This window comes from Kitasatospora sp. NA04385 (genome assembly GCF_013364235.1).
In the GTDB taxonomy this organism is placed as follows: domain Bacteria; phylum Actinomycetota; class Actinomycetes; order Streptomycetales; family Streptomycetaceae; genus Kitasatospora.
The window spans coordinates 2,270,661-2,297,072 of sequence record NZ_CP054919.1 but is presented as its reverse complement, the minus strand read 5'-3'; the positions used below and the strand labels follow the sequence as shown (position 1 = coordinate 2,297,072).

The following is a 26,412-nucleotide window of genomic DNA, read 5'->3' as shown; positions in this document are numbered from 1 at the left end:
TGGCGCCGTACGGCGTCCCCGGATCTGGCTCCATGCTTGCACGCCGCGGGCCGTCCGCAAAGAGCGCGGGAGCCCGGTCGTGTCCGGCGCGGCCCGCCGGGTCCCTTGGGGAAGTCTTTGCCGTTCCTTGCCCTCGCACATGCGATACGAGACCGTCTCGTATTGAAAAGGGGGTTAGGCTGTTCGCATGACCTCGCCGACCGCAGCTGTCCAGGCCCCCCGGGTGCCGGAAGCCGTACACCGCCGACGCTGGTGGATCCTGGGCACCCTGGTGCTCGCCCTGCTCGTCGTCGTCCTCGACAACTCGATCCTCAACGTGGCGATGAAGACCATCGCCACCCCCGCCCCGGTCGGCCTCGGCGCGAGCCAGAGCGACCTGGAATGGGCGATCAACTCCTACACCCTGGTCTTCGCGGGCCTGCTGTTCACCGCCGGCCTGCTCGGCGACCGCTTCGGCCGCAAGTGGACGCTGCTGGCCGGCATGCTGGTCTTCGGCCTCGGCTCGCTGCTGTCCGCGCTGGCCGCCAGCCCGGGCGAACTGATCGGCTACCGCGCGGTGATGGGCCTCGGCGGCGCCTTCGTGATGCCCGCCACGCTGGCCATCATCATGAACGTCTTCGAGCGCAACGAGCAGCCCAAGGCGATCGGCATCTGGGCCGGCGCGGTCGGCCTGGCCATCGCCATCGGCCCGATCACCGGCGGCCTGCTGATCGAGCACTTCTGGTGGGGCTCGGTCTTCCTGGTCAACGTCCCGATCGTGATCGTGGCGCTCGGCCTGATGGGCTGGCTCGTCCCCGACTCCAAGGACCCCAACCCCGGCAAGCTCGACCCGGTCGGCGTGCTGCTGTCCATCGTCGGCCTGGTGGCGCTGATCTACGGCATCATCAAGGGCGGCGAACTCGCCGACTTCACCGACCCGAAGGCCTGGGTCCCGACCCTGGTCGGCGTGCTCGCCCTGGTCGCCTTCGTGCTGTTCGAGAAGCACACCCGGTACCCGGCGCTGGACGTCACCTGGTTCCGCAACAAGGTGTTCTCGGCCTCGATCGGCGTGGTCGGCATCGTGTTCTTCGCGCTGATGGGCGTCTCGTTCTTCGGCGTCTTCTACACCCAGAGCGTGCGCGGCTACAGCGCCCTGGAGGCCGGCGAACTGATGCTGCCGCTGGCCGTCGCCCAGCTGGTCTTCGCGCCGCGGGCCCGGCTGGTGGTCGACCGGTTCGGCGTCCGGCTGACCTGCGCCGGCGGCATGCTGCTGGTCACCCTCGGCTTCCTCGGCTACGCCTTCCTGACCGCGACCAGCCCGATCTGGCTGCTGATCGTGCTCGGCTTCGTGATGGGCGCCGGCATGGCGCACGTGATGCCGCCGGTGACCGTCGCCATCATGGGCGCGCTGCCGCGCGAGAAGGCCGGCGCCGGCTCCGCGCTGAACAACACCTTCCGCCAGGTCGGCGGCTCGCTCGGCATCGCGGTGCTCGGCGCGCTGCTGTCCACGGTCTACCGCAACGGCATGGACGACCACCTGGCCGCCGTCCCGGCCCCGGTCCGCGACCGGGCCGGCGAGTCGATCGAGTCCACCCTCGGGGTGGCCGAGCGGCTCCACCTGCCCGCCCTGGTCGACCCGGCGAAGGACGCCTTCATCCACGCCATGCACGTGGTCTCCGGCGTCTCGGCCGGCGTCACCGTGCTCGGCGCGCTGCTGGCGCTGCTCCTGCTGCCCGGCAAGGGCGCCGCACCGGCCGGGCCCGGCGGCCCGGGCGCCGCGGCGGCCGGCCCGCAGGACCGCGAGGACTCCGGCGCGAGCACCGCCAAGGTGTGATCGCGAGGGTGGAGAATAGGGCCATGACGAGCGCCGACACTCCGCTCCAGCCGTGCCACGGCCCCGCCGCGGAGCAGGACGCCCCGCGGCGGGGCCGCCCGCGCAGCGAGGCCGCCGAACAGGCGATCTACGCCGCGGTGGAGAAGCTGATGGAGGACGGCACCGGCCTGTCCCAGCTGTCTATCGAGCGGATCGCCGCCGAGGCGGGCGTCGGCAAGGCCACCATCTACCGGCGCTGGCCCAACAAGGAGGCCCTGCTGGTGGACGTGGTGGCCCGGCTGGAGGAGCCGCTGCCCCCGATGCTCGGCCCCACCTACCGCGACGACCTGATCAACGCCGTCGACTACATGCGCCGGCGCGGCCTGATCAAGCGCTCCCGGTGGGTCGTCCGGTCCGCGCTCGGGCAGATGAACGCCTGGCCCGAGCTCAAGCAGACCTACCAGGAGCGGGTGGTGCAGCCCCGCCGCGAGCTGGTCCGGCAGATCGTCCGGCGCGGCGTCACGGCGGGCGAACTGCGCGCCGACCTGGACGTCGAGCTGCTCTGCGAGCTGCTGATCGGCCCGATCCTGCTGCGCACCGTCCTGTGGGACGACGCCCCGCTGGAGGACCCGGACCTGCCCCGGCAGATGGTCGACGCCGCCCTCCAGGGCATCGGCGCCGGCGCGGCCCCGTCCGCCGCGCGCTGACGCCCTCCCGGCCCGCCCGGTCCGGCGCGGGCCGGTCGCTTTCGCCCCCGTTCGGTGCAGGACCGGAACTTTCCCGGCACTTCGCCGCGTCCATCCCGTCATAGGCTGAGCCGAGAATCGGATCGGAGCAGGTCGGGGACGGGGCCGGAGGGCAGACCGGCCGGGCGCGGCGGCGAGGAGCGGGCGATGGTGCGGGCGGACGGCCCGGCGGTACTGGTGCAGGAACCCGAGCGGCCCGAGGGCCGGCGGGAGCGGCTGCGCCGCTGGTTCGCCTGGCGGCGCGGGTGGCCGCTCACCGTGCTCGGCCTGCTGGTCACCGCGGTGCTGGTGGGCCACGCCCAGGTGCCCAACGCGGTCGGCAACCTGGGCAGCCTGCTGGAGACCTTCCTGCCCTGGCTGGGCCTGTGCGTCCCGGTGCTGCTGGCGCTCGCGCTGTGGCGCCGCGCCGGGGTGGCGCTGGTCGCGGCGCTGCTGCCCGGCGCGGTGTGGCTGAACCTGTTCGGCGCGCTGCTGGTCGACAAGGGCAGCGGGCCCGGCGACTTCACCGTGCTCACCCACAACGTGGCCGCCGCCAACGACGACCCGCAGGGCACCATCCGGATGCTCTCCGGCTCCGGCGCCGAGATCGTCGCGCTGGAGGAGCTGTCCGCGTCCGCCGCCCCGGTGTACGCGAAGGGGCTGGCCGAAGCCTTCCCGTACCACGTGGTGGAGGGCACCGTCGGCCTGTGGTCCAGCTACCCGATCGACGGCGTGTCCGTGGTCGACATCAAGATGGGCTGGACCAGGGCCTTCCGCGCCCGGGTCACCACCCCCCGGGGCCCGCTCGCGGTGTACGTCGCGCACCTGCCCTCGGTGCGGGTCAAGTTCGACAGCGGCTTCACGGCCGGTCGGCGCGACGTCAGCGCGCAGGCCCTCGGCGACGCGATCGAGCGCGAGCCGCTGGGCCGGGTGCTGCTGCTCGGCGACCTCAACGGCACCATGAACGACCGCAGCCTGGCCCCGATCACCTCGCAGATGCGCTCCGCCCAGGGCGCGGTCGGCGACGGCTTCGGCTTCTCCTGGCCGGCCTCCTTCCCGACCGCCCGGATCGACCAGATCCTCAGCAAGGGCGGCCTGGTCCCCACCGACTCCCGCACCCTCCCGGCCGACGCCAGCGACCACCTCGCGGTGGCCGCCGACTACCGCTACTGACGCCTCCGGCCGACCACCACGGTGGCGTCCCGCTCCGCGTCCTGCGCGGTGCGCACCGCCAGCCCCCGGGCGGCCAGCAGCGCGGCCGTCGCCGGGGCCTGCCGCCCGCTGGTCTCGATCAGCAGGCGGCCGCCGGGCGCCAGCCAGCGCGGCGCGGCCGCCGCGACCCGGCGCTGCACCGCCAGGCCGTCCGCCCGCCGTCCAGCGCCGCGGCGGGCTCGTGGTCGCGGGCCTCCGGGGGCAGCAGCGGGATCTCGCCGGTCGGCACGTACGGGGCGTTGACCACCAGCAGGTCGACCCGGCCGAGCAGGGTGCGCGGCAGCGGGGCGTCCAGGTCGCCCAGGTGGACCAGCCCGCCGTACGGCGCCAGGTTGCGGCGGGCGCAGGCCACCGCCGCCGGGTCGACGTCCGCGGCGTGCAGTTCGACGCCGGGGCCGAGCCGGGCGGCCAGCGCCGCGCCGATCGCGCCGGAGCCGCAGCACAGGTCGAGCAGCACCGCGCCGGGGCCGCCCAGCGCGGCCGCCCGCTCGACCAGGAACTCGCTGCGTCGGCGCGGCACGAACACCCCGGGGGCGAGCGCGACCCGCACCCCGGCGAACTCGGCGAAACCCACCACCTGCTCCAGCGGGTGCCCGGCGCAGCGGAGCCCGACCATCTCGTCGAGCCGGGCGGGGCCGTCGGCCGCGGCCAGCAGCAGCCGGGCCTCGTCCTCGGCGAAGACGCACCCGGCCGCGCGCAGCCGGTCGACCAGCCGGTCGATCAGCGGGGAAGGGGGAAGTGACAACGGGGACCTCTCGGAGAGCCTGGCGGGCTCCCCGGCCGGTCAGGCCGCGGCCCGGCGGCGGGGGAGCACCTCGACGACCTGCACGGTGATCTCTCCCACCTCCTCGGTCCGGGCGCGCCGGGCGTGTCACGGGCGCGCGCTGCGGCGCTCACCCTAACCCTTCGCGCCCCCGCTGTCAGCCGCGCCCCGCGGGCTCCCCGCGGGGCGCCCGCGCCCCGCTCAGCCCTGCCGCCAGCGGTTGGTGATGGGCAGCCGGCGGTCGCGGCCGAAGTTCTTCGGCGAGACCTTCGGGCCCGGCGGGTACTGCCGCCGCTTGTACTCGGCGGTGTCCACCAGCCGCACCACCCGGTCCACCACCTCGGCCGGGTACCCGGCGGCGACGATCGCGTCCCGGCCCTCGTCGCCCTCCACGTACCTGGTCAGGACGGCGTCCAGCAGGTCGTAGTCGGGCAGCGAGTCGGTGTCCTTCTGGTCCGGCCGCAGTTCCGCCGACGGCGGCTTGGAGATGGTGTTCTCCGGGATCGGCGGCACCTCGCCGCGCGCCTCGGCCTGTGCGTTGCGCCAGCGCGCCAGCCGGAAGACCAGCGTCTTGTACACGTCCTTGATCGGCCCGTACGCGCCCACCGAGTCGCCGTACAGCGTCGAGTAGCCGACCGCCAGCTCGCTCTTGTTGCCCGGCGCCAGGACGATCTGCCCCTCCTGGTTGGAGATCGCCATCAGCAGCGTGCCGCGCAGCCGGGACTGCAGGTTCTCCTCGGCCAGGCCGGTCAGCTCGGTGGCGCCCAGGTAGGCGTCGAACATCGGGGCGATCGACACCGTGCGGAAGTGCAGGCCGGTGCGGCGGGCCAGCTCGGCGGCGTCGTCCCGGGAGTGCTGCGAGGAGTAGCGCGAGGGCATCGAGACGCCGTACACGTTCTCCGCGCCGATCGCGTCCACCGCGATCGCCGCGACCAGCGCCGAGTCGATGCCGCCGGACAGGCCGATCAGCACCGAGCGCATTCCGTTCTTGCGGACGTACGCCCGGGTGCCCTCGACCAGTGCCGCGTACACCTCGGCCTCGTCGTCCAGCCGCTCGGCGACCTCCGGGTCGAGCGGTGCGGCGGGCCGCTCCTTCGGCGCGCCGCCCAGGTCGACCCGGGTCAGCCGCAGGCCGTCGGCGAGCACCGTGCCGTCCGGCAGGCCGTCCTCGTTCGCGGCCGGCAGGTCCAGGTCGACGACCAGCAGCGCCTCCTCGAACTGCGGCCCGCGGGCCAGCAGTTCGCCGCCCTCGGTGACCACCATCGACTCGCCGTCGAAGACCAGCTCGTCCTGCGCGCCGACCATGTTCAGGTACACCAGCGGGCAGCCCGCCTCGGCGGCCCGGCGCCGGACCAGCTCCAGCCGGACGTCGTCCTTGTCGCGCTCGTACGGCGAACCGTTCAGCGACAGCAGCAGGCCCGCGGCCGCCTGGCCGGTGGCGGCGACCCGGCCGCCCTCCTGCCAGATGTCCTCGCAGATCGCCAGCGCGACGTCCACGCCGTGCAGCCGCAGCACCGTCAGCTGGTCGCCCGGCACGAAGTAGCGGTACTCGTCGAACACGCCGTAGTTCGGCAGGAAGTGCTTGGCGAACCTGGTCACCACCTCGCCGCCGCGCAGCACCGCCGCGCAGTTCTGCGGGCGGCCGGCGTACCGGGTGCCCGGCTCGCCGCGGCCCAGGTAGCCGACCACCACCGGGGTGTCGCCCAGGCCCTCGGCGGCCAGCTTCGCCGCCAGGTCGACCAGCGCGGCGCGCGAGCCCTCGACGAACGAGCCCCGGAAGGCCAGGTCCTCCACCGGGTACCCGGTCAGCACCATCTCCGGGAAGGCGATCAGGTCGGCGCCGGACTCGGCGGCCCGCTTCGACCAGCGCAGCACCTCCTCGCTGTTGCGGGCGAGGTCACCGACCCAGGGGTCGATCTGGCACAGGGCGAGACGCAGATTCGGCATGCCCACGAGTGTAATCGTCTAACTGACGCTATGTCGCGGGGGTGCCCCCCGGGCGGTGGGTCCGGCGCCCGGATTCACCCCTTTTCCACCCTCTTGCGGCCGCTTCCGTGCTCGGACGTCACCCCGCGGACCCCGGACGCCGCCCCGGGCCGCTCCCCCGGATCCGCCAGGGATCGGCAAGCGGGCGATGATCCGCCATGATGGGGGACGACGCGGTCCGTGCGAGGTCTTCGCCGGTCCGGGCCGGCCGGTGCGGGCGGCGTAACACGGGCGTAAAGAGCAGAGGTGAGACTTTCCCCATGGGCAAGCAGCAGGAGTTCGTGCTTCGCACGCTCGAAGAGCGTGACATCCGGTTCGTCCGACTGTGGTTCACCGACGTGCTCGGGTTCCTCAAGTCCGTGGCGGTCGCTCCGGCGGAACTGGAACAGGCCTTCGAGGAGGGCATCGGCTTCGACGGCTCGGCGATCGAGGGCTTCGCCCGGGTCTACGAGTCCGACATGATCGCGAAGCCGGACCCGACCACCTTCCAGATACTGCCGTGGCGCTCCGAGAACCCCGGAACCGCCCGGATGTTCTGCGACATCCTGATGCCCGACGGCTCGCCCTCCTACGCGGACCCGCGCTACGTCCTCAAGCGCACCCTGGAGAAGGCCTCCAACCTCGGCTTCACCTTCTACACCCACCCCGAGATCGAGTTCTTCCTCCTCAAGGACCTCCCCGGCGACGGCACCGCGCCGACCCCCGCCGACCAGTCCGGCTACTTCGACCACACCCCGCGCGGCATCGGCCACGACTTCCGCCGCCAGGCCATCACCATGCTCGAATCCATGGGCATCTCGGTCGAGTTCAGCCACCACGAGGGCGCCCCCGGCCAGCAGGAGATCGACCTGCGCTACGCCGACGCGCTCTCCACCGCCGACAACATCATGACCTTCCGCCTGGTCATGAAGGAGGTCGCCCTCGAACAGGGCGTCCACGCCAGCTTCATGCCCAAGCCGTTCTCCAACCACCCCGGCTCCGGCATGCACACCCACGTCTCCCTCTTCGAGGGCGACCGCAACGCCTTCCACGAGTCCGGCGCCGAGTACCAGCTCTCCAAGGTCGGCCGCTCCTTCATCGCCGGCCTGCTCAAGTACGCCGCCGAGACCGCCGCCGTCACCAACCAGTGGGTCAACTCCTACAAGCGCATCTGGGGCGGCTCCCAGCGCACCGCCGGCGCCGGCGGCGAGGCCCCCTCCTACATCTGCTGGGGCCACAACAACCGCTCCGCCCTGATCCGCGTCCCCATGTACAAGCCCGGCAAGCAGGGCTCCACCCGCATCGAGGTCCGCTCCCTCGACACCGGCTGCAACCCCTACCTCGCCTACGCCGTCACCCTCGCCGCCGGCCTCAAGGGCATCGAGGACAACCTCGAACTCCCCCCGGGCGCCGACGACGACGTCTGGGCCCTCACCGACGCCGAGCGCCGCGCCCTCGGCATCCAGCCCATGCCGCAGAACCTCGGCGAGGCCATCGACCTCATGCAGCGCAGCGAACTCGTCGCCGAGACCCTGGGCGAGCACGTCTTCGACTTCTTCCTGCGCAACAAGCGCCAGGAGTGGGAGGAGTACCGCTCCGAGGTCACCCCGTTCGAGCTGCGCAAGGTGCTCCAGGTGCTGTGAGTACGGCGACGGCCCGTCCGGCCCCGCTCCGAGCCGCGTGCTCGGGGCGGGGCCCGGCCGTTTTCGGGGCGGGCCGTGTACGGGGGTGGGGCGGGGGGAAGCGGAACCCTGTCGATCGTCACGGGCCGGGAGGGCAGATGGAGTTGCGGTTGCGGTACGCGCCGGAGGCGGTGAACGCCGGGAGGTTCGCGGCGGACATCGTGGTGTCGGCGGCGCAGGTGAGCGGGGCCGAACTGGACTACTCGGTGCGGAGTCTGGCGGTGGTGGACGGGATCATCGAGGACTTCCGGGCGAACGGGATCGTCAGTGCCCAGCTCGGCGAGACGCTGTTCGGGTTCGGCTGCTACGTCGGTGAGGTGATGGTCCGGCAGGGCGGCGCCGCCTGGCGGCCGGTGGCCGGGGAGGACGTCGCGGCGTTCGGCTTCCCGCTGGTGGTGGCGCTGCCGAGCGGGCAGGTGTGCAACCCGATCGGGAAGGTGTTCCGGCGGCTGGAGAACGGGCCCGAGGACAGCCTGCCGCACTTCTACACGGTGTTCGCGGAGCCCTGGCGGCGGGTGTAGGACGGACCGGGCGAGTGCGGTCGCGGGCGGGTGCGGTCACCGTCCGCGGCTGCGCTGCGGGTGCGGGTGCGGGTGCGCGGTGGTGGAGGACGGCGGGGCCTGGCGGGGGCCGGGCGGTCGCGGAGGAGGCGTTCCAGGGGTTGTTCGACGAGGTGGTGGAGGGCGGCGGCCAGGGCGAGGGAGGCGGTGGCCAGCAGGAGCCAGGTGGCGGCGGTGGGGAGGCCGGGGGAGGGGTGGCCGTGGTGGTGGAGCCAGGGGCGGAAGGTGATCTCGTGGACCAGGTACCAGGCGAAGGACCAGTCGCCGAGCAGCAGCCAGGGGCGGCGGGTGAGCGGGCCGCCGGGGCGGTGCAGGTCGGCCTGGGCGGCGGCGGTGATCAGGGCGGCGAACAGCGGGGCGGAGAGGAGCTGGGAGGCGATGTAGGGGCTGTGCCAGGCCGGGTCGGGGACGGCGTGGTGCCAGGGGACCAGGGCGAGGTGGAAGGCCGCGACCGCGAGGGCGGTGGGGAGCAGCGGCAGGACGGGCAGCCGGCCGTGGCGGAGGGCCAGGGCGAGGGCGACGCCGAGCAGGAACTGCGGGGTGCGGCTGAGCGGCAGGTAGTCCAGCAGCCAGCTGCGCAGGGACGGGTCGGCGACGGCCGAGCCGGCCAGCCACAGCAGCGGGCCGCTCGCGCAGCACAGCGCGGCGGTGCGCAGCCCCGGGCGCAGGCGCAGCAGGAGGGGGAACAGCAGGTAGAACCAGCCCTCGTCGCCGAGCGACCAGCCGGCCGGGTTGCCGCCCATCACGGTGCTCCGCCCCCACGGGTGCAGCAGCGGCAGCGACCACAGCGCGGCGGTGACCGGCACGGCCGCGCCGAGCGCGGCGTACACGGCGAGCGAGGCGCCGGTGGTCAGGGCGTGCAGCGGCCAGATCCGGGCCAGGCGGCGGCGGTAGAAGCGGCGGGCCGGGACGGCGGCGTCCGCGTACGTCCAGGCGAGCACGAAACCGGACAGCACGAAGAAGAACGTCACGCCCGAACGCCCGTACCAGGCGAGGGGGCTGAGCACCGGGAGGGTGCCGACCTGGCGGGACAGGTGGTAGCAGACCACCAGCAGCGCGGCCAGGAAGCGCAGCCCGGTGAGCGAGGGCAGCCGGGCGGGGAGGGCGGAAGGGAGCGGAGGGGAAGGGAGGGAGGAGGGCCGGAGGAAGGGGGTCACCCCGTGGCCAACGAGCCGGGCGGCGGGGGTGTCACGGGCGGGCGCGCGAGCCGGGCGGCGGGGGTGTCACGGGCGGGCGCGGGGGACGGGGCCCGGCCGACGGTGCGTCACGGGGCGCGTGCGGGGCGGGTGGGAACGTACCCTTCGGGCAGGGAGCGGACTCCTCGGACGGGGTGCGGGTCCTCCGGGCAGCGATCGGGTACGGGAGGCGGGACGACGGTGGAGGAACGGGCCGGGAGCCGGATCAGCCGGCTGGAGACCCGACTGGTGCGGCGGGGCTTCTCCGACCCCGACCAGGCGGTGCGGCTGCTCGGCGAACCGGCGCTGCAGGGCCTCGCCGCCGACCCGGTGCTGCTGGACGCACTGGGCGCCGCCGCCGACCCGGACCAGGCGCTGTTCGGCCTGGCCCGGCTGCTGGAGGCGCTCGACCCGCACGAGCGGCACACCCTGCGCGACACCCTGACCACCTCCAAGCCGCTGCGCGACCGGCTGCTCGGCGTCCTCGGCGCGTCCACCGCGCTCTGCGACCACCTGGCCCGGCACCCCCGCGACTGGCACGCCCTGGTCTCCTTCGAGCTGCGCGACATCCACCCCGGACGGAGCGACTTCCTCGGCGAACTCACCCGCCGGGTGTGGTCGCCGGACGGGGGCGACCGGGCCGACGCGCTGCGCGCCGCCTACCGGCGCTGCCTGCTCGCCATCGCCGCCCGCGACCTCTCCGGCACCACCGACCTGCCGCAGGCCGCCGCCGAGCTCGCCGACCTGGCCGGCGCCACCCTGCAGACCGCCCTGGACATCGCCGCCGAACAGGACCCGGAGGCCGCGGCCGCCTGCCGGCTCGCCGTCATCGGCATGGGCAAGTGCGGCGGCCGCGAGCTCAACTACGTCTCCGACGTGGACGTGATCTTCGTCGCGGAGGCGCGCGAGGGCGTCGAGGAGCAGCGGGCGGTGCAGGCCGCCACCCGGCTCGCCGCGCACGCCATGCGGCTGTGCTCGGACACCACCGGCGAGGGCACCATCTGGCCGGTGGACGCCAACCTGCGCCCCGAGGGCCGCAACGGTCCGCTGGTGCGCACCCTGGCCAGCCACCTCGCCTACTACCAGCGCTGGGCCAAGACCTGGGAGTTCCAGGCCCTGCTGAAGGCCCGCCCGATCGCCGGCGACGCCGAACTCGGCCGCGCCTACGCCGAGGCCATCGCCCCGCTGGTGTGGCAGGCCGCCGCCCGGGAGAACTTCGTCACCGACGTCCAGCAGATGCGCCGCCGGGTGGTCGACGCCATCCCGGCCGGCGAGGTCGACCGGCAGCTGAAGCTCGGCCCCGGCGGCCTGCGCGACGTCGAGTTCGCCGTCCAGCTGCTGCAACTCGTCCACGGGCGCACCGACGAGACGCTCAGGAGCGGCAACACCCTGGAGGCGCTGGCCGCGCTCAGCGCCGGCGGCTACGTCGGGCGGGCCGACGCCGCCTCGCTGGACACCGCCTACCGCTTCCTGCGCACCCTGGAGCACCGCATCCAGCTGCAACGGCTGCGCCGCACCCACCTGATGCCCACCGACCCGGCCGACCTGCGCCGACTGGCCCGCACCATGGCCCCGCTGATCCGGGGCGAGAGCCGGGACGACCCGGTCGCGGCGCTGCAGCGCGAGTGGCGGCGGCACGCGGTGGAGGTGCGGCGGCTGCACGAGCGGCTGTTCTACCGGCCGCTGCTGGACGCCGTCGCCGAACTGCCGGTCGCCGAACTGCGGGTCACCGGCTCCGGCACCGCCGGGCTCAGCACCGAGGCCGCCAAGCAGCGCCTGGCCGCCCTCGGGTACGCCGACCCGGCCGCCGCGCTGCGGCACATCTCCGCGCTCGCCTCCGGCGTCAGCCGCAAGGCCGCGATCCAGCGCACCCTGCTGCCGGTGCTGCTCGGCTGGTTCGCCGACTCCGCCGACCCGGACGCCGGGCTGCTCAACTTCCGGCAGGTCTCCGACGCGCTCGGCCGCACCCCCTGGTACCTGCGGCTGCTGCGCGACGAGGGCGCCGCCGCCGAACAGCTCGCCCGGGTGCTGTCCGCCGGGCGGCTGGCGCCCGACCTGCTGCTGCGCGCCCCCGAGGCGGTCGCCATGCTCGGCGACGCGGGCGGCCTCGTCCCGCGCGGCCGGGCCGCCCTGGAGTCGGAGGTGCTGGCCGCCGTCGGCCGGGCCGGCGACCCGGCCGCGGCGGTGGCGGCCGTCCGGGCGGTCCGGCGCCGCGAGCTGTTCCGCACCGCCGCCGCCGACGTGCTCGGCCGGCTCGACGAGGACCCGGCCCGCGCCCTCGACCTGGCCGGGGAGGCGCTCACCTCGATCACCGCGGCCACCCTGCAGGGCGCGCTGCGCGCCGCGGCCAACGGCTGGGAGGCCCGCAACGGCGAACTGCCCACCCGGATCGCGATCATCGCGATGGGCCGGTTCGGCGGCCACGAACTCGGCTACGGCTCCGACGCGGACGTGCTGTTCGTCCACGAGCCGCGGCTCGGCGCGCTCGACGAGGACGCGGCGCGGGCCGCCCGCGAGGTGGTCGGCGAGCTGCGCACGCTGCTGGCCGCGCCCTCCGTGGAGCCCCCGCTGCTGGTCGACGCGGACCTGCGGCCCGAGGGCCGCAACGGCCCGCTGGTGCGCACCCTCAGCTCGTACGCGGCCTACTACGCGCGCTGGTCGCACGCCTGGGAGAGCCAGGCGCTGCTGCGGGCCGAGCCGATGGCGGGCGACGAGGAGCTGGGCGCGCGCTTCCGCGGCCTGATCGACCCGCTGCGCTACCCCGGCGCCGGCGTCCCCGACCGGGACCTGGTGGAGATCCGCCGGATCAAGGCCCGGATCGAGTCCGAGCGGCTGCCGCGCGGCGCCGACCCCACCACCCACACCAAGATCGGCCGCGGCGGCCTGGCGGACGTCGAGTGGACGGTGCAGCTGCTGCAGTTGCAGCACGGCCACGAGCTGCCGGAGCTGCGCACCACCCGCACCCGGGCGGCGCTGGCCGCCGCGACGGCGGCCGGGCTGGTCGAGAGGGAGGACGCGGAGGTGCTGGACGCGGCCTGGGTGCTGGCCTCCCGGGTGCGGGCCGCGGTGATGCTGGTGCGCGGCCGGGCCGGCGACAGCTTCCCCGGCGACGCGCGGGAGCTGGCGGGGGTGGCGCGCTACCTGGGGTACGGGGTGGGGCACTCGGGGGAGCTGGTGGACGAGTACCGGCGGACGACGCGGCGCGCGCGCCGGGTGGTGGAGCGGCTGTTCTACGGCTCGGAGTAGCGCAGGCACGAAAAAACCGGGGGCGCGGTTCCCCGCGCCCCCGGTGGTGCGTTCCCCGGGCGCTCGCGCTACGCGCTGACCTTGGTGTCCCACTGGGCGGGGACGGTGAGCTCCCGGTCGGTCGGGTCGCCGGGCCGCCGGGGCAGGTGGTAGACCCAGGTGTGGTAGATCAGGCGGGCGGCGAGGAAGCCGACGGCCAGGCAGACCAGGCCGCCGACCGCGTCCAGCCAGAAGTGGTTGGCGGTGGAGACGATGACACTGAGGGTCACCACGGGGTAGGCGAGGCCGAGCAGCCGGACCCAGCTGCGGCGGGCCAGGAAGAAGATGGTCAGGCCGCACCAGGTGGACCAGCCGATGTGCATCGAGGGCATCGCGGCGAACTGGTTGGAGACCGTCGCCCCGGCGCCGGAGGCCAGCGAGCCCCAGGTGTGGTGCACGCTGACGGTGTCGATGAAGCCGCCGTCGGTCATCAGGCGGGGCGGGGCCAGCGGGAAGCAGTAGAAGCCGACCAGGGCGATGCCGGTGGTGATGAACAGCACCGTCCGGGAGGCGGCGTAGCGGCCGGGGTGGGAGCGGTAGAGCCAGACCAGCACGCCGATGGTGATGATGAAGTGCAGGGTGGCGTAGTAGTAGTTCATCCCGACGATGAGCCAGGTCACCGAGTTGACGCCGTGGTTGACCGAGCGCTCGACGGCGATGCCGAGGGTGTGTTCCAGGTGCCAGACCCAGCCGGCGTGCTTCTGGGCGATCTCGCGCTGCTCGGGGACCGCGTTGCGGACCAGCGAGTACAGCCAGTAACTGAGGCCGATCAGGCCGAGTTCGAAGATCAGGCGCGGACGGCGCGGCGTGCGGCGCTGCTCGCGCAGGCGGCTGCGGACGGCGGCGGCGGGTGACTGGGCGACGCGGGTGGCTCCGCCGGGCGTGCGGGCGGTGTGGTCCGGGCCCGGGTCGGAACCGGTGTGCGTGGTCCGGTCGGCGCGTTCGGCGCCGGCTGTCTGGATCTCGGTCGGTTCCCCCATGGGGGAGAAGTCTGCCAGACCAGGTGTGGCCGCTTGCTCATCCTCTGGTCGGGGATTCTTCACCGACTGTCCCCCTACGGGGGTAGGGGTCGATCGGTTTTCGAGGCGCATGCGGTCCATTGTGGCGCGCGGGTTACCAGGGGTCGAACCGGGGTCTGGTTCGGGTACGGACGCCGGTGGCGGGGGCGGCGGGGCTCAGGTCACGACTCGGTACGACTCCGGGCCGAAACACCTTTCGCATCTTGCTGAAACATCTTGCAGAGCGCTAGGTTCCACGCCACCCACCCTTGCCCGAGCGCCCCCGAGGGAGAGCCCTGCCGTGGCCGACGCCCCGTTCCGCCCCCAGCGCCGCACCACCCCGTACCGCCGTCCCGGACGGGCCGCCGTCCTGGTCGCGACCTCGCTGATCGCCGCCACCCTGGGCGCCGCCCCGCTGGCCGCGGCCGCGTCCACCCCGCCCGCCCCGCCGTCCGACCGGGACCTGGCGGCCACCGCGGCCCGGCACGACCTGACCCGCGAGCAGTTCTACTTCGTGCTGCCGGACCGCTTCGCCAACGGCAGCACCGGCAACGACACCGGCGGCATCACCGGCGGCCGGCTGGACAACGGCCTCGACCCGGCCGACAAGGGCTTCTACCACGGCGGTGACCTCAAGGGCCTGATCGACAAGCTCGACTACATCCAGGACCTGGGCACCACCGCGATCTGGATGGCGCCGATCTTCAAGAACCGGCCCGTACAGGGCGCCGGGGCGGACACCTCGGCCGGCTACCACGGCTACTGGATCACCGACTTCACCCAGGTCGACCCGCACTTCGGCACCAACGCCCAGCTCAAGGAGCTGATCGACAAGGCGCACCGGCGCGGCATCAAGGTCTTCTTCGACGTCATCACCAACCACACCGCGGACGTCATCGACTACGCGGAGAAGAGCTACGACTACCGCTCCGAGGGCGCCTACCCGACCCTCGACGCGGACGGCAACCCGGTCGACGAGACCGCGATCGCCGACGCCCGGGCGCAGTGGCCGAGCACCGGCAAGGACTCCTTCCCCTACACCCCGGTCTTCCGCGACAAGGCGGGCGCCACCGCGAAGACCCCGTCCTGGCTGAACGACCCCGCGCTCTACCACAACCGCGGCAACTCGACCTTCGTCGGCGAGTCCGCGACCGAGGGCGACTTCTCCGGCCTGGACGACCTGGACACCCAGAACCCGAAGGTCGTCGCCGGGATGGAGAAGATCTACCAGCAGTGGGTCGCCGAGACCGGCGTCGACGGCTTCCGGATCGACACCGTCAAGCACGTCAACCTGGCGTTCTGGGAGCAGTGGGCGCCCGCGCTGAAGCAGTTCGCCGCCCGGCAGGGCAACAAGAAGTTCTTCATGTTCGGCGAGGTGTACTCGGGCGACCCGGCGGTCACCTCCCCGTACGTCACCCAGGGCAAGCTCCAGGCCACCCTGGACTTCGCCTTCCAGGAGGCGGCCCGGAAGTACGTCTCGCAGAACGGCTCGGCCAAGGCGCTCAGCGAGCTGTACGCGCAGGACTACCGCTACACCACGGCCGACACCGACGCCTACGAGCTGCCGACCTTCCTCGGCAACCACGACATGGGCCGGTTCGGCTCCTTCCTGCAGAGCGACAACCCGGGCGCCCCGGGCGACGCGCTGCTGGCCAAGGACCGGCTCGCCAACGAGCTGCAGTTCCTCACCCGCGGCCAGCCGGTGGTCTACTACGGCGACGAGCAGGGCTTCACCGGCGCGGGCGGCGACAAGGACGCCCGGCAGGACATGTTCGCCTCCAGGACCCCCTCGTACAACACCGACACCGTGATCGGCGGCGCCTCCGGCTCCAAGGACCGCTACGGCGAGGACGGCGCGCTCTACCGGGGCATCGCGGGCCTGGCGAAGCTGCGCAAGGACAACCCGGCGCTGGCCGACGGCGCGCAGGTCGAGCGGTACGCGGCGGACGGGCCGGGCGTGTACGCGTTCTCCCGGATCGACGCCAAGGAGCAGGTCGAGTACCTGGCGGCGGTCAACAACGCGGCCGAGGCGAAGACCGTCACGCTGGACACCTTCTCCGCGGGCATGGACTTCGACGGCCTGTACGGCTTCCGGGGCAGGGTCACCAGCGGCGCCGACGGCAGGGTGACGCTCACCGTGCCCGCGATGTCCTCGCTGGTGCTGAAGGCCGCGCACAAGCTGGCCAAGCCCGCCACCGGTCCGTCGGTCACCGTCAGCGCCCCCGACAACGGTTCGTACGGGACGGTCACGCTGGGCGCGGACGTGCCCGGCGGCGGGTTCAACCGGGTCACCTTCGCCGCGCAGGTCGGGAACGGGGCCTGGCAGACGCTCGGCACCGCCGACAACGGCACGTCCGGCCCCGCCGGCCACGTCACCTTCAAGGTGACGCAGAACCTCGACGGCGTCGCGCCCGGCACGGTCGTCCGGTTCAAGGCCGTCGTCCAGGACTCGGCGGGCCGACTGGCCTCCGCCACCGGGCAGTTCACCACCGGGCAGCAGGCCCCGACGCCCGCGCCGAGCGCGGTCACCCGCGAGTACGCGGTGGTGCACTACCAGCGCGAGGACGGGAACTACGACGGCTGGAACCTGTACACCTGGGGCGACATCGCCGACGGCGAGGCGACCACCTGGCCGGAGGGCCACGGCTTCGTCGGGCGGGACGCCTACGGCGCGTTCGCGTACGTGAAGCTCAAGGGCGGGGCGTCCGACGTCGGGTTCGTGGTGGAGAAGGGCGGCACCAAGGACGTCGACCAGGACCGGCACATCGACGTCTCGGCCACCGGCGAGGTGTGGATCAAGGAGGGCGACGCCACCGTCCGCACCGCGAACCCGGACGGGGCGCAGCCGGTGCCGGCGGGCAGGGCGGTCATCCACTACCGGCGGGCCGACGGCGACTACACCGGCTGGGGCCTGCACGACTGGACCGGTGCGGCCACCCCCACCGACTGGGGCAACCCGCTGATGCCCGCCCGGCAGGACGCGTTCGGCGCGGTCTTCGAGGTGCCGCTGGCCGAGGGCGCGACCAGCCTCAGCTACATCATCCACAACGGCGGCGACAAGGACCTCCCGCAGGACCAGTCGCTGGACTTCGCCACCTCCGGCCGGGAGATCTGGATCATCGGCGGGCAGGAGGGCCACCTGCTGCCGCAGAGCGCCGGCACCTCCTCGCAGCTCGACCTGGGCTCGGCCAAGGCCCAGTGGATCGACGCCAGGACCGTCGTGGTGCCCGCCGACTACGGTGCGGCGGACGCCCAGTTGAAGGGCGGCACCAGCGCCCAGCTGATCTACGACCCCGAGGGCGGGCTGAGCGTCGACAAGGGCGTGCTGTCCAAGCCGGGCCACTGGATCCGGCTCAACCCGGCGGCCGGCCTCACCGACGCGCAGAAGGCGAAGTTCCCGCACCTGGCCGGGTACCGGGCGTTCACCGTCGACCCGCGCGACGCCGGCCGGACCACCGCCGCGCTGCGCGCCCAGCTGGTGTTCACCGAGCACCTGCCGAACGGCGCCGCGCTGGCCGCCACCGGCGTGCAGACCCCCGGGGTGCTGGACGACCTGTACGCGGCCAAGGCGGCCTCCGCGCAGCTCGGCCCGGTCTACTCGGGCGACCGGGGCCGGGGCGACGACGGCCACGGCCACGGCGACGACGGCCACGGCGACAACGGTCACGGCAAGGACAAGGGCGACCGGCGCAAGGTGACGCTGTCGCTGTGGGCGCCGACCGCCACCGACGTGGCGGTGCAGCTGTTCGACCGGGCGAGCGGCGGCACCCCGAGGACCGTGCCGCTCAAGCGGGACGACGCGTCCGGCGTCTGGTCGCTGACCGGGGACGCCAAGGACCTGGACGGGAAGTACTACCTGTACCAGGTGAAGGTGTGGGCGCCCAGCGTCCAGAGGACGGTCACCAACCTGGTCACCGACCCGTACTCGACCGCGCTGGCCGCCGACTCCAAGCGCAGCCTGGTCGCCGACCTGTCCTCGGCCGCCACCAAGCCCGAGGGCTGGGACCAGCACCGCAGCCCGGAGGCGATCCCGGCCGTCAAGCAGCAGATCCAGGAGCTGCACGTGCGGGACTTCTCGTCCGCCGACAGCACCGTGCCGGCCGACGAGCGCGGCACCTACCTGGCGTTCACGCAGTCCAGGTCGGCGGGCATGCAGCACCTGAAGGACCTGGCCAAGGCCGGGGTGACCACCGTCCACCTGCTGCCGACCTTCGACATCGCCACCATCCGGGAGAACCGGGCCGACCAGAAGCTCCCGGCCTGCGACCTGGCCGCGCTGGCCGCCGACTCGGACCAGCAGCAGGAGTGCGTGGCGGCCGTGCAGGCCGACGACGCCTACAACTGGGGCTACGACCCGCTGCACTACACCGTGCCGGAGGGCTCGTACGCCACCGACCCGAACGGCACCGCGCGCACGGAGGAGTTCCGCGCGATGGTGCAGGCGATGCACGAGGCGGGCCTGCGGGTGGTGCTGGACGTGGTGTACAACCACACCGCGGCCGCCGGGCAGGACGACAAGTCGGTGCTCGACAAGGTCGTCCCCGGCTACTACCAGCGGCTCAGCGACAGCGGCAAGGTCACCACCGACTCCTGCTGCGCGGACACCGCGCCCGAGCACGCCATGATGAACAAGCTGGTCGTGGACTCGGTGGTGACCTGGGCCAAGCAGTACCGGGTGGACGGCTTCCGGTTCGACCTGATGGGCCTGGACCCGAAGTCGACCATGCTGGACGTGCAGTCGGCGCTGCGGGCGCTGACCCCGCAGAAGGACGGCGTCGACGGCAAGAACGTCTTCCTGTACGGCGAGGGCTGGAACTTCGGGACGGTCGCCGACGACGCCCGGTTCGTCCAGGCCACCCAGGCCAACATGGCCGGGACCGGCATCGCCACCTTCAACGACCGGATCCGGGACGCCGGGCGCGGCGGCAACTACGAGCTGTCCTCGGCCCCGCAGCAGGGCTTCGCCTCCGGCCTGTTCACCGACCCGAACGGCTCGGCCGACAACGGCACCCCCGAGCAGCAGAAGGCCCGGCTGCTGCACCAGATGGACCAGGTCAAGGTCGGCCTGACCGGCAACCTGTCCGGGTTCAGGTTCACCGACAGCAGCGGCAAGCCGGTCACCGGCGGCGGCGTCGACTACAACGGCGCGCCGACCGGCTACGCGGCCAACCCCGGCGAGGCGGTGGAGTACCTGGACGCGCACGACAACGCTGACCTGTACGACGCGCTGGCCTTCAAGCTGCCGCAGGGCACCTCGCCCGCCGACCGGGCCCGGATGCAGGCGCTCGGCCTGTCGCTGACCGCGCTGAGCCAGGGCCCGGGCTTCGCCCAGGCCGGCAGCGACCTGCTGCGCTCCAAGTCGCTGGACGCCAACTCCTTCGACTCCGGCGACTGGTTCAACTCCATTTCCTGGGACTGCAAGCAGGGCAACGGCTGGGGCCGCGGCCTGCCGCTCGCGGCCGACAACCAGTCGATGTGGGCCCGCGACAAGCAGTTGCTGGCCGACCCGAAGCTGCGGATGGGCTGCAACGAGATGGGCGCCGGCACCGCCCTCTACCAGCAGTTCCTGAAGATCCGTCAGTCCTCGCCGCTGTTCGCGCTGGCCAGCACGGCGGAGGTGCAGCGCCGGCTGTCCTTCCCGCTGTCCGGCACGGCGGGGGAGAACCCGGGCGTGATCACCATGCACCTGGACGGCAGCGGGCTGAAGGGCGCCGAGAAGGGCCTCACGGTGGTCTTCAACGCCACCCCGACCGCGCAGACCCAGACCGTGGCGGGCCTGCGCGGCAGCAGGCAGGCGCTGCACGAGGTGCAGGCGAAGGGCAACGACCCGGTGGTGAAGCAGGCAGCCTTCGACCCGGCCTCGGGCACCTTCACGGTGCCGGGCCGGACGGTGGCGGTGTTCGTCCAGAAGTGATGGTTTCCCTGCGGTAACAGGGGTCTCACCTCCGGGTGGGGCCCCTGTCCGGGTTGGCCGAAAACCGACGCCGCGCGACGGGGCGCGGCACGGACCTTCCCGGTGCCGTCCCACATGCCGGACCATGAGGGGCCGTCGGGGCGGCCCGGGGGCGGTCGTTAATCAGTCATTCCATGGCATGCATCTGTCATTCGCCGGGTGTTTGCTGCCACGATTCCCCCGGCTGCGGACCGACAAGCAACCCCAACTCCCGCCGACCGGGCCCTCCCCGAGGCCGCCGGCGCCCGCAGCCCGGCACGCGCACCCCACGTGCCCGGCACCGCGTACGTGCACCGCACCCCGCGCCGCGAACCGGCGGCAGGGGCCCCCGCTGCGCCGCAACCGCGGCCAGATCACTCTCAACCGCTCGTGACCCCGCGACGGTCGGTAAAGAGGAGTCCCGCATGTCTCGCCCCACGCATGCCCGCGTGAGCATGGCCGCCCTGGCGGCCACCACCGCCCTGCTGGTGACCGCGATACCCGTGGCGGTGGCCCAGGCCACTCCGTCCGTTCCCCTGGCGACCGGTCAGGTCGCCGCCCAGCAGGCCGCCGCCGGGCACGCCCAGCTGGTCTCCGACGCGGGCAGCCGCTCCGCCGGGTTCGCGCAGAGCCTGGGCCTGGGCTCCCAGGAGAAGCTGGTGGTCAAGGACGCCTCCAAGGACGCCGACGGCACCCAGCACTTCCGCTACGAGCGCACCTACGGCGGACTCCCCGTCCTCGGCGGCGACCTGATCGTCCACCAGGCCGCCAACGGCACCACCAAGAGCGTCGACCGGGCCTCCACCGCCTCGCTGGACGGCCTGTCCACCACCCCCAAGCTGGCCGCCGCCAAGGGCCAGGCCGCCGCGCTGGCCGCGCAGTCGGGCTCCGCCCTGGACACCGCGCCCCGGCTGGTCGTCTGGGCCGCCGACAACAACCCGCGGCTCGCCTGGGAGACCGTGGTCTCCGGCGTCCAGGAGGACGGCACCCCGAGCAAGCTCCACGTGGTCACCGACGCCACCAGCGGTGCCGTGATCCAGAAGTGGGAGGGCGTGCAGACCGGCACCGGCAACGGCGTCTTCGTCGGCAACGTCACCCTCGGCACCTCGCAGTCGGGCTCCAACTACCAGCTCAAGGACCCGACCCGCGGCGGGATGTACACCACCAACCTGTCCAACGGCACCAGCGGCAACGGCACGCTGTACTCCAAGTCCACCGACACCTGGGGCAACGGCACCGTCTCCAACGGCGAGTCCGCGGCCGTCGACGCCCACTACGGCGTCGCGATGACCTGGGACTACTACAAGAACACCTTCGGCCGCAGCGGCATCCGCAACGACGGCGTCGGCGCGTACAGCCGGGTGCACTACGGCAGCAACTACGTCAACGCGTTCTGGGACGACAGCTGCTTCTGCATGACCTACGGCGACGGCTCGGGCAACACCCACCCGCTGACCGAACTCGACGTCGCGGGCCACGAGATGACGCACGGCGTCACCTCCAACACGGCCGGTCTGAACTACTCCGGCGAGTCCGGCGGCCTGAACGAGTCCACCTCGGACGTGTTCGGCACCATGGTCGAGTTCTACGCGAACCTGCCCACCGACAACCCGGACTACCTGATCGGCGAGCTGATCAACATCAACGGCGACGGCACGCCGCTGCGCTACATGGACAAGCCGTCCAAGGACGGCTCCTCGGCCGACAGCTGGTCCTCCACCGTCGGCAACAAGGACGTCCACTACTCGTCCGGCGTCGGCAACCACGCCTTCTACCTGCTGGCCGAGGGCAGCGGCGCCAAGACCATCAACGGCGTCAGCTACAACTCGCCGACGGTCAACGGCATCACCGTCACCGGCATCGGCCGGGACAAGGCCGCCGCCATCTGGTACCGGGCGCTGACCACCTACTGGACCTCCACCACCAACTACGCCAGCGCCCGGGCCGGCATGCTCTCCGCCGCCACCGACCTGTACGGCGCGGGCTCGGCCGAGTACAACGCCACCGCCACCGCCTGGGCCGCCGTCAACGTCGGCTCGCTGCCCAGCACCGGCGGCCCGACCGTCACCAGCCCGGGCAACCAGTCGACGGCGGTCAACGGTTCGGTCAACCTGCAGATCGCGGCCTCCGGGGGCACCGCGCCGCTGAGCTACTCGGCGACCGGGCTGCCCACCGGCCTGTCGATCAACGCCTCCACCGGCGTGATCAGCGGCACCGCCACCGCGGCCGGCACCTACAACGTGACCGTCACCGCCAAGGACGCCGCCAACAAGACCGGCACCGCCTCCTTCACCTGGACCGTCACCTCCGGCGGCGGCACCGGCTGCACCCCGGCCCAGCTGCTCGGCAACCCCGGCTTCGAGACCGGCACCGCCGGCCCCTGGACCGCCACCTCGGGCGTCGTCAACAACTCCTCCTCCCAGGCCGCGCACGGCGGCTCCTGGAAGGCCTGGCTGGACGGCTACGGCTCCGCCCACACCGACACGCTCTCGCAGACCGTCACCATCCCGGCCGGCTGCAAGGCCACGCTGAGCTACTGGCTGCACATCGACACCGCGGAGACCACCACCTCCACCGCCTACGACAAGCTCACCGTCACCGTCAACGGCACCACGGTCGCCTCGTACTCCAACCTCAACAAGGCCACCGGCTACACCCAGAAGACCGTCGACCTGTCGGCCTACGCCGGCCAGAGCGTCACGGTGAAGTTCAACGCCGTCGAGGACGCCTCGCTGCAGACCTCCTTCGTCATCGACGACACCGCCGTCCAGACCGGCTGAACCCACTGACGGCCTGAACGGCCGAACCCACTGAACGGCCGAACCGTCGGGGCCCGGCAGCCGCACCACACCGGCTGCCGGGCCCCGGCGCGTCCCGGCGCACCGCCGCCGCCCGCCGCGCCGGTTCCCGGGTGTCCGAACGGTGAGATCCCGGAAACCCCCGGGCAACACGAAACACCGTGGAAACACCGGTGACGGCGGCGCGAAATCCGGCCCGGCGACACTCCCCGCATGCTCCTCGCTGACTCCCCACCCACCCTGGACAGCGGCGACACCGCCTGGCTGCTGGCCTGCACCGCGCTCGTGCTGCTGATGACGCCGGGCCTGGCGCTGTTCTACGGCGGCATGGTGCGCACCAAGAGCGTGCTCAACATGATCATGATGAGCTTCGTGTCGATCGCCGTGGTCACCGTGGTCTGGCTGCTCGCGGGCTACTCGCTGGCCTTCGGCCGGGACTCCGGCTGGGGGCTGATCGGCTCCCTCGACCACCTCGGCATGGCCGGGATCGCCCCGCACGACCTCACCGGCGACGTCCCCACCCTGCTGTTCGCCACCTTCCAGCTGACCTTCGCGATCATCACCGCCGCGCTGATCTCCGGCGCCATCGCCGACCGGGCCCGGTTCGGCTCCTGGGTCGCCTTCACCGCCGTGTGGACGCTGCTGGTCTACGTGCCGGTCGCGCACTGGGTGTTCGCCCCCGACGGCTGGATCCTCAAGCACCTCGGCGCCCTCGACTTCGCCGGCGGCACCGTCGTCGAGGTCAACTGCGGCGCCAGCGGCCTCGCCCTGGCCCTGCTGCTCGGCCCGCGCCTGGGCTTCAAGAAGGAGGCCATGCGCCCGCACAACCTGCCGCTGGTGCTGCTCGGCGCCGGACTGCTCTGGTTCGGCTGGTTCGGCTTCAACGGCGGCTCCGCGATGGGCGCCAACGGGCTGGCCGCCGCCGCGGTCCTCAACACCCAGGCGGCCGGCTGCGCGGGCCTGCTCGGCTGGCTGGTGGTCGAGAAGAAGCGCGACGGCCACGCCACCACCCTCGGCGCCGCCTCCGGCGCGGTCGCCGGACTGGTCGCCATCACCCCCTCCTGCGGCAGCGTCGACCTGTTCGGCGCGCTGGTCATCGGCCTGGCCGCCGGCCTGGTCTGCTGCTACGCCGTCAGCTGGAAGTTCCGCCTCGGCTACGACGACTCGCTGGACGTGGTCGGCGTGCACTTCGTGGCCGGCGTCCTGGGCACCCTGCTGATCGGCGTGTTCGCCACCGCCGTGATGACCGGCGGCCCCGCCGGGCTGCTGCACGGCGGCGGGCTCGGCCAGCTCGGCAAGCAGTTGGTCGCGGTGCTGGTGGTCGCCGGGTACGCGTTCGGCGCGACGTACGGCATCGGCCGGGCGATCGACCGGCTGATGGGCTTCCGGGCCGCACCGGAACACGAACTCACCGGCCTGGACCTCGCCGTGCACGCCGAGAACGCGTACGATCACGGCGTCCTGGGCCACGGCTCCGCCACCGCCCACGCCAGTGTGCACCAGCACGGTGCGCCCGCCTCCGACAGGACCCGCTCCGCATGAAGCTGATCACCGCCGTCGTCAAGCCGTTCAAGCTGGACGAGGTCAAGACCGCGCTGCAGGAACTCGGCGTGCACGGCCTGACCGTCACCGAGGCCAGCGGCTACGGACGGCAGCACGGCCACACCGAGGTGTACCGGGGCGCGGAGTACCGGATCGACCTGGTGCCGAAGGTCCGGATCGAGGTGGTGGTGGAGGACGAGGACGCCGACCGGGTGACCGACGCCGTCGTGGCCGCCGCCCGGACCGGGAAGATCGGCGACGGCAAGGTGTGGGTGGTGCCGGTGGACGGCATCGTCCGGGTCCGCACCGGCGAGCGCGGGCCGGACGCGGTCTGACGGTACGTCAATCCGCTTACTTCCCGCGGGTGTTGCGGCGCCCCGAGGTCGGGCGCGCGCGGTAATTCGCGTGCGGCCCGACCGGTTCCGGGTTAGGGTCCCGGCATGTCCTCCTTCCGCCAGATCTACGGCTGACGCGGCCGGGGCAGCGCCCCGAGCCCACGCGTCCCGCCCGCCCGCGCTCCGCCACGACGGAGCCCCGGCGGCGCGGTGTGTTGTCCACGCCCCCGTAGAACGGAAGCAGGTGCTCCCCGCATGACCCGTGCGCCCCGTCGCGCCCACATCGCCATGATCGGCATCCCGGCCGTCAGCCACGTCCGCCCGAGCCTGGAGGTGATCCGCGCACTCGTCGCCCGCGGCCACCGGGTGACGTACGCCAACGACCCCGCCGTCGCCGAGCTGATCGCCCCCACCGGCGCCGAGCTCGTCCCGTACCCCTCCACCCTCCCGGTCGCCGACCAGGACTGGCCCGAGGACGCGATCGGCGCCATGCGGGTCTTCCTGGAGGACGCGATCGCGATGCTGCCCCGGCTGCGGGCGCACTACGACGCCGACCCGGCCGACCTCTACCTGTACGACATCGGTGCCTACGCGGCCCGGGTGCTCGCCGAGGCGCAGCGGCGGCCGGTCGTGCAGCTCTCGCCGACGATCGTCGGCTGGGACGGCTACCAGCAGGAGATCGGCGCCGGGCTGCGGCAACTGCCCGGCGCCGAGGCCTACTTCGACCGGTTCGCCGAGTGGCTGGCGGGCAGCGGCGCCCGCACGCTCGACGTGGACGACTTCTCCGGGCGGCCGGCCCGGGCCATCGCGATGATCACCGAGGCGATGCAGCCGCACGCCGACCGGGTCGACCGGGAGGCGGTGGACTTCGTCGGCCCGTGCTTCGACCTGCGGGCCGAGCGGGGGAGCTGGCGGCGCCCGGCCGGGGCGGAGAAGGTGCTGCTGGTGTCGCTGGGCTCGGCGTTCACCCGGCAGCCGGAGTTCTACCGCGCCTGCCTGGCGGCCTTCGGCGGCCGGCCCGGTTGGCACCTCGTGCTGCAGATCGGCAGGCACACCGACCCGGCGGAGCTGGGCGAGGTCCCGCCCGGCGTCGAGGTGCACCCCTGGGTGCCGCAGCGGGCGGTGCTGGCGCAGGCCGACGCCTTCGTCACGCACGCCGGGATGGGCGGCTGCGGGGAGGGCCTGCTCGCCGGGGTGCCGATGATCGCGGTGCCGCAGGCCGCCGAGCAGTTCATGAACGCCGACCGGCTGGTCGAGCTCGGCGTGGCCCGCCGGATCGACACGGCGGACGCCACCCCGCGGGCCCTGCGGGCGGCGCTGGACGGGCTGCTCGCGGACTCGCGGGTGGCGGCGCGCTCGCGCGAGCTGCGCGCGCGGGCGCAGGCCGAGGGCGGCACCGCCCGCGCCTGCGAGCTGATCGAGCAGCAGCTGGGCTGACCTCCCCGCAGCCCGGGGCGCGCCGGTCCGCCGTCGACGAACTGTCAGCGGCGGGCCGGCGCGCCCGTTTTTCTCCCCCGGAACGGGCCGCGACCTCCCTTGACGGCCGTCCGGGCGGACCCTATGGTCATGCCACTGCAAGTTTCCAGCAAGTTTCAACGATCTTGCAGCGTCCTTGCAGTAGCGACCCTCCCCCCGTCGCGCTGACGGC

Annotated in this window: 14 protein-coding genes and 1 pseudogene; 11 read left to right on the top strand and 4 right to left on the bottom strand. The window is 73.2% G+C overall.

Going from position 1 to position 26,412, the window contains the following annotated elements:
• Nucleotides 1-187 precede the first annotated feature (187 nt).
• From HUT16_RS09960 to HUT16_RS09950, 3 genes are all read left to right on the top strand, one after another.
• A complete protein-coding gene (locus tag HUT16_RS09960; protein ID WP_176187481.1) occupies nt 188-1,813 on the top strand; it encodes an MFS transporter in 1,626 nt (541 codons plus the stop codon).
• A gap of 23 nt (nt 1,814-1,836) precedes the next feature.
• Nucleotides 1,837-2,499: a TetR/AcrR family transcriptional regulator gene (locus tag HUT16_RS09955; RefSeq protein WP_176187479.1), complete on the top strand. Its 663-nt coding sequence runs from the start codon at nt 1,837-1,839 to the stop codon at nt 2,497-2,499.
• Between the two features lie 186 nt (nt 2,500-2,685).
• Nucleotides 2,686-3,690 carry an endonuclease/exonuclease/phosphatase family protein gene (locus HUT16_RS09950; RefSeq protein ID WP_176187477.1) on the top strand — a complete coding sequence of 335 codons (1,005 nt, stop codon included), beginning with the start codon at nt 2,686-2,688 and terminating at the stop codon, nt 3,688-3,690.
• Here the strand turns inward: HUT16_RS09950 and HUT16_RS09945 are convergent.
• Nucleotides 3,684-4,453: pseudogene (locus tag HUT16_RS09945) on the bottom strand (putative protein N(5)-glutamine methyltransferase). The gene HUT16_RS09950 and the pseudogene HUT16_RS09945 sit on opposite strands and share 7 nt — an antisense overlap.
• A 240-nt stretch (nt 4,454-4,693) precedes the next feature.
• Complete coding sequence (locus HUT16_RS09940) at nt 4,694-6,439, bottom strand: NAD+ synthase (RefSeq protein ID WP_176187475.1); 1,746 nt, start codon at nt 6,437-6,439, stop codon at nt 4,694-4,696.
• Between the two features lie 299 nt (nt 6,440-6,738).
• On the opposite strand from HUT16_RS09940, the gene glnA reads away from it, so the two are divergent.
• Together glnA and HUT16_RS09930 are read left to right on the top strand one after the other, a co-directional pair.
• Nucleotides 6,739-8,100, top strand: a complete 1,362-nt coding sequence (gene glnA / locus HUT16_RS09935; protein ID WP_176187473.1) for a type I glutamate--ammonia ligase — start codon at nt 6,739-6,741, stop codon at nt 8,098-8,100.
• A gap of 137 nt (nt 8,101-8,237) precedes the next feature.
• Nucleotides 8,238-8,660 carry a hypothetical protein gene (locus tag HUT16_RS09930; RefSeq protein ID WP_176187471.1) on the top strand — a complete coding sequence of 141 codons (423 nt, stop codon included), beginning with the start codon at nt 8,238-8,240 and terminating at the stop codon, nt 8,658-8,660.
• On the opposite strand, the gene HUT16_RS09925 is transcribed toward HUT16_RS09930, so the two are convergent.
• Nucleotides 8,624-9,856, bottom strand: a complete 1,233-nt coding sequence (locus tag HUT16_RS09925; RefSeq protein WP_176187469.1) for an acyltransferase — start codon at nt 9,854-9,856, stop codon at nt 8,624-8,626. The two genes, HUT16_RS09930 and HUT16_RS09925, sit on opposite strands and share 37 nt — an antisense overlap.
• 219 nt (nt 9,857-10,075) lie before the next feature.
• Between HUT16_RS09925 and HUT16_RS09920 the strand changes: the two genes are divergently transcribed.
• Complete coding sequence (locus HUT16_RS09920; protein ID WP_176187467.1) at nt 10,076-13,120, top strand: bifunctional [glutamine synthetase] adenylyltransferase/[glutamine synthetase]-adenylyl-L-tyrosine phosphorylase; 3,045 nt, start codon at nt 10,076-10,078, stop codon at nt 13,118-13,120.
• Between the two features lie 68 nt (nt 13,121-13,188).
• On the opposite strand, the gene HUT16_RS09915 is transcribed toward HUT16_RS09920, so the two are convergent.
• On the bottom strand, nt 13,189-14,139 hold the full coding sequence (locus tag HUT16_RS09915) for a phosphatase PAP2 family protein (protein ID WP_176187465.1): 951 nt from the start codon (nt 14,137-14,139) through the stop codon (nt 13,189-13,191).
• Between the two features lie 319 nt (nt 14,140-14,458).
• On the opposite strand from HUT16_RS09915, the gene pulA reads away from it, so the two are divergent.
• The 5 genes from pulA to HUT16_RS09890 all read left to right on the top strand — a co-directional run bounded on the left by pulA (nt 14,459) and on the right by HUT16_RS09890 (nt 26,201).
• Nucleotides 14,459-20,071, top strand: a complete 5,613-nt coding sequence (pulA, locus tag HUT16_RS09910; protein ID WP_176187463.1) for a pullulanase-type alpha-1,6-glucosidase — start codon at nt 14,459-14,461, stop codon at nt 20,069-20,071.
• 473 nt (nt 20,072-20,544) lie between these two features.
• The gene (locus HUT16_RS09905) at nt 20,545-22,869 is read left to right on the top strand and encodes a M4 family metallopeptidase (protein WP_254898279.1); all 2,325 of its coding nucleotides are present in this window, start codon (nt 20,545-20,547) and stop codon (nt 22,867-22,869) included.
• Between the two features lie 231 nt (nt 22,870-23,100).
• Complete coding sequence (locus tag HUT16_RS09900; protein WP_176187459.1) at nt 23,101-24,429, top strand: ammonium transporter; 1,329 nt, start codon at nt 23,101-23,103, stop codon at nt 24,427-24,429.
• Nucleotides 24,426-24,764: a P-II family nitrogen regulator gene (locus HUT16_RS09895; protein WP_176187457.1), complete on the top strand. Its 339-nt coding sequence runs from the start codon at nt 24,426-24,428 to the stop codon at nt 24,762-24,764. The genes HUT16_RS09900 and HUT16_RS09895 overlap by 4 nt, the downstream gene beginning before the upstream one ends.
• A 255-nt stretch (nt 24,765-25,019) precedes the next feature.
• Complete coding sequence (locus HUT16_RS09890) at nt 25,020-26,201, top strand: macrolide family glycosyltransferase (RefSeq protein WP_176187455.1); 1,182 nt, start codon at nt 25,020-25,022, stop codon at nt 26,199-26,201.
• The last annotated feature ends 211 nt before the right edge of the window (nt 26,202-26,412 follow it).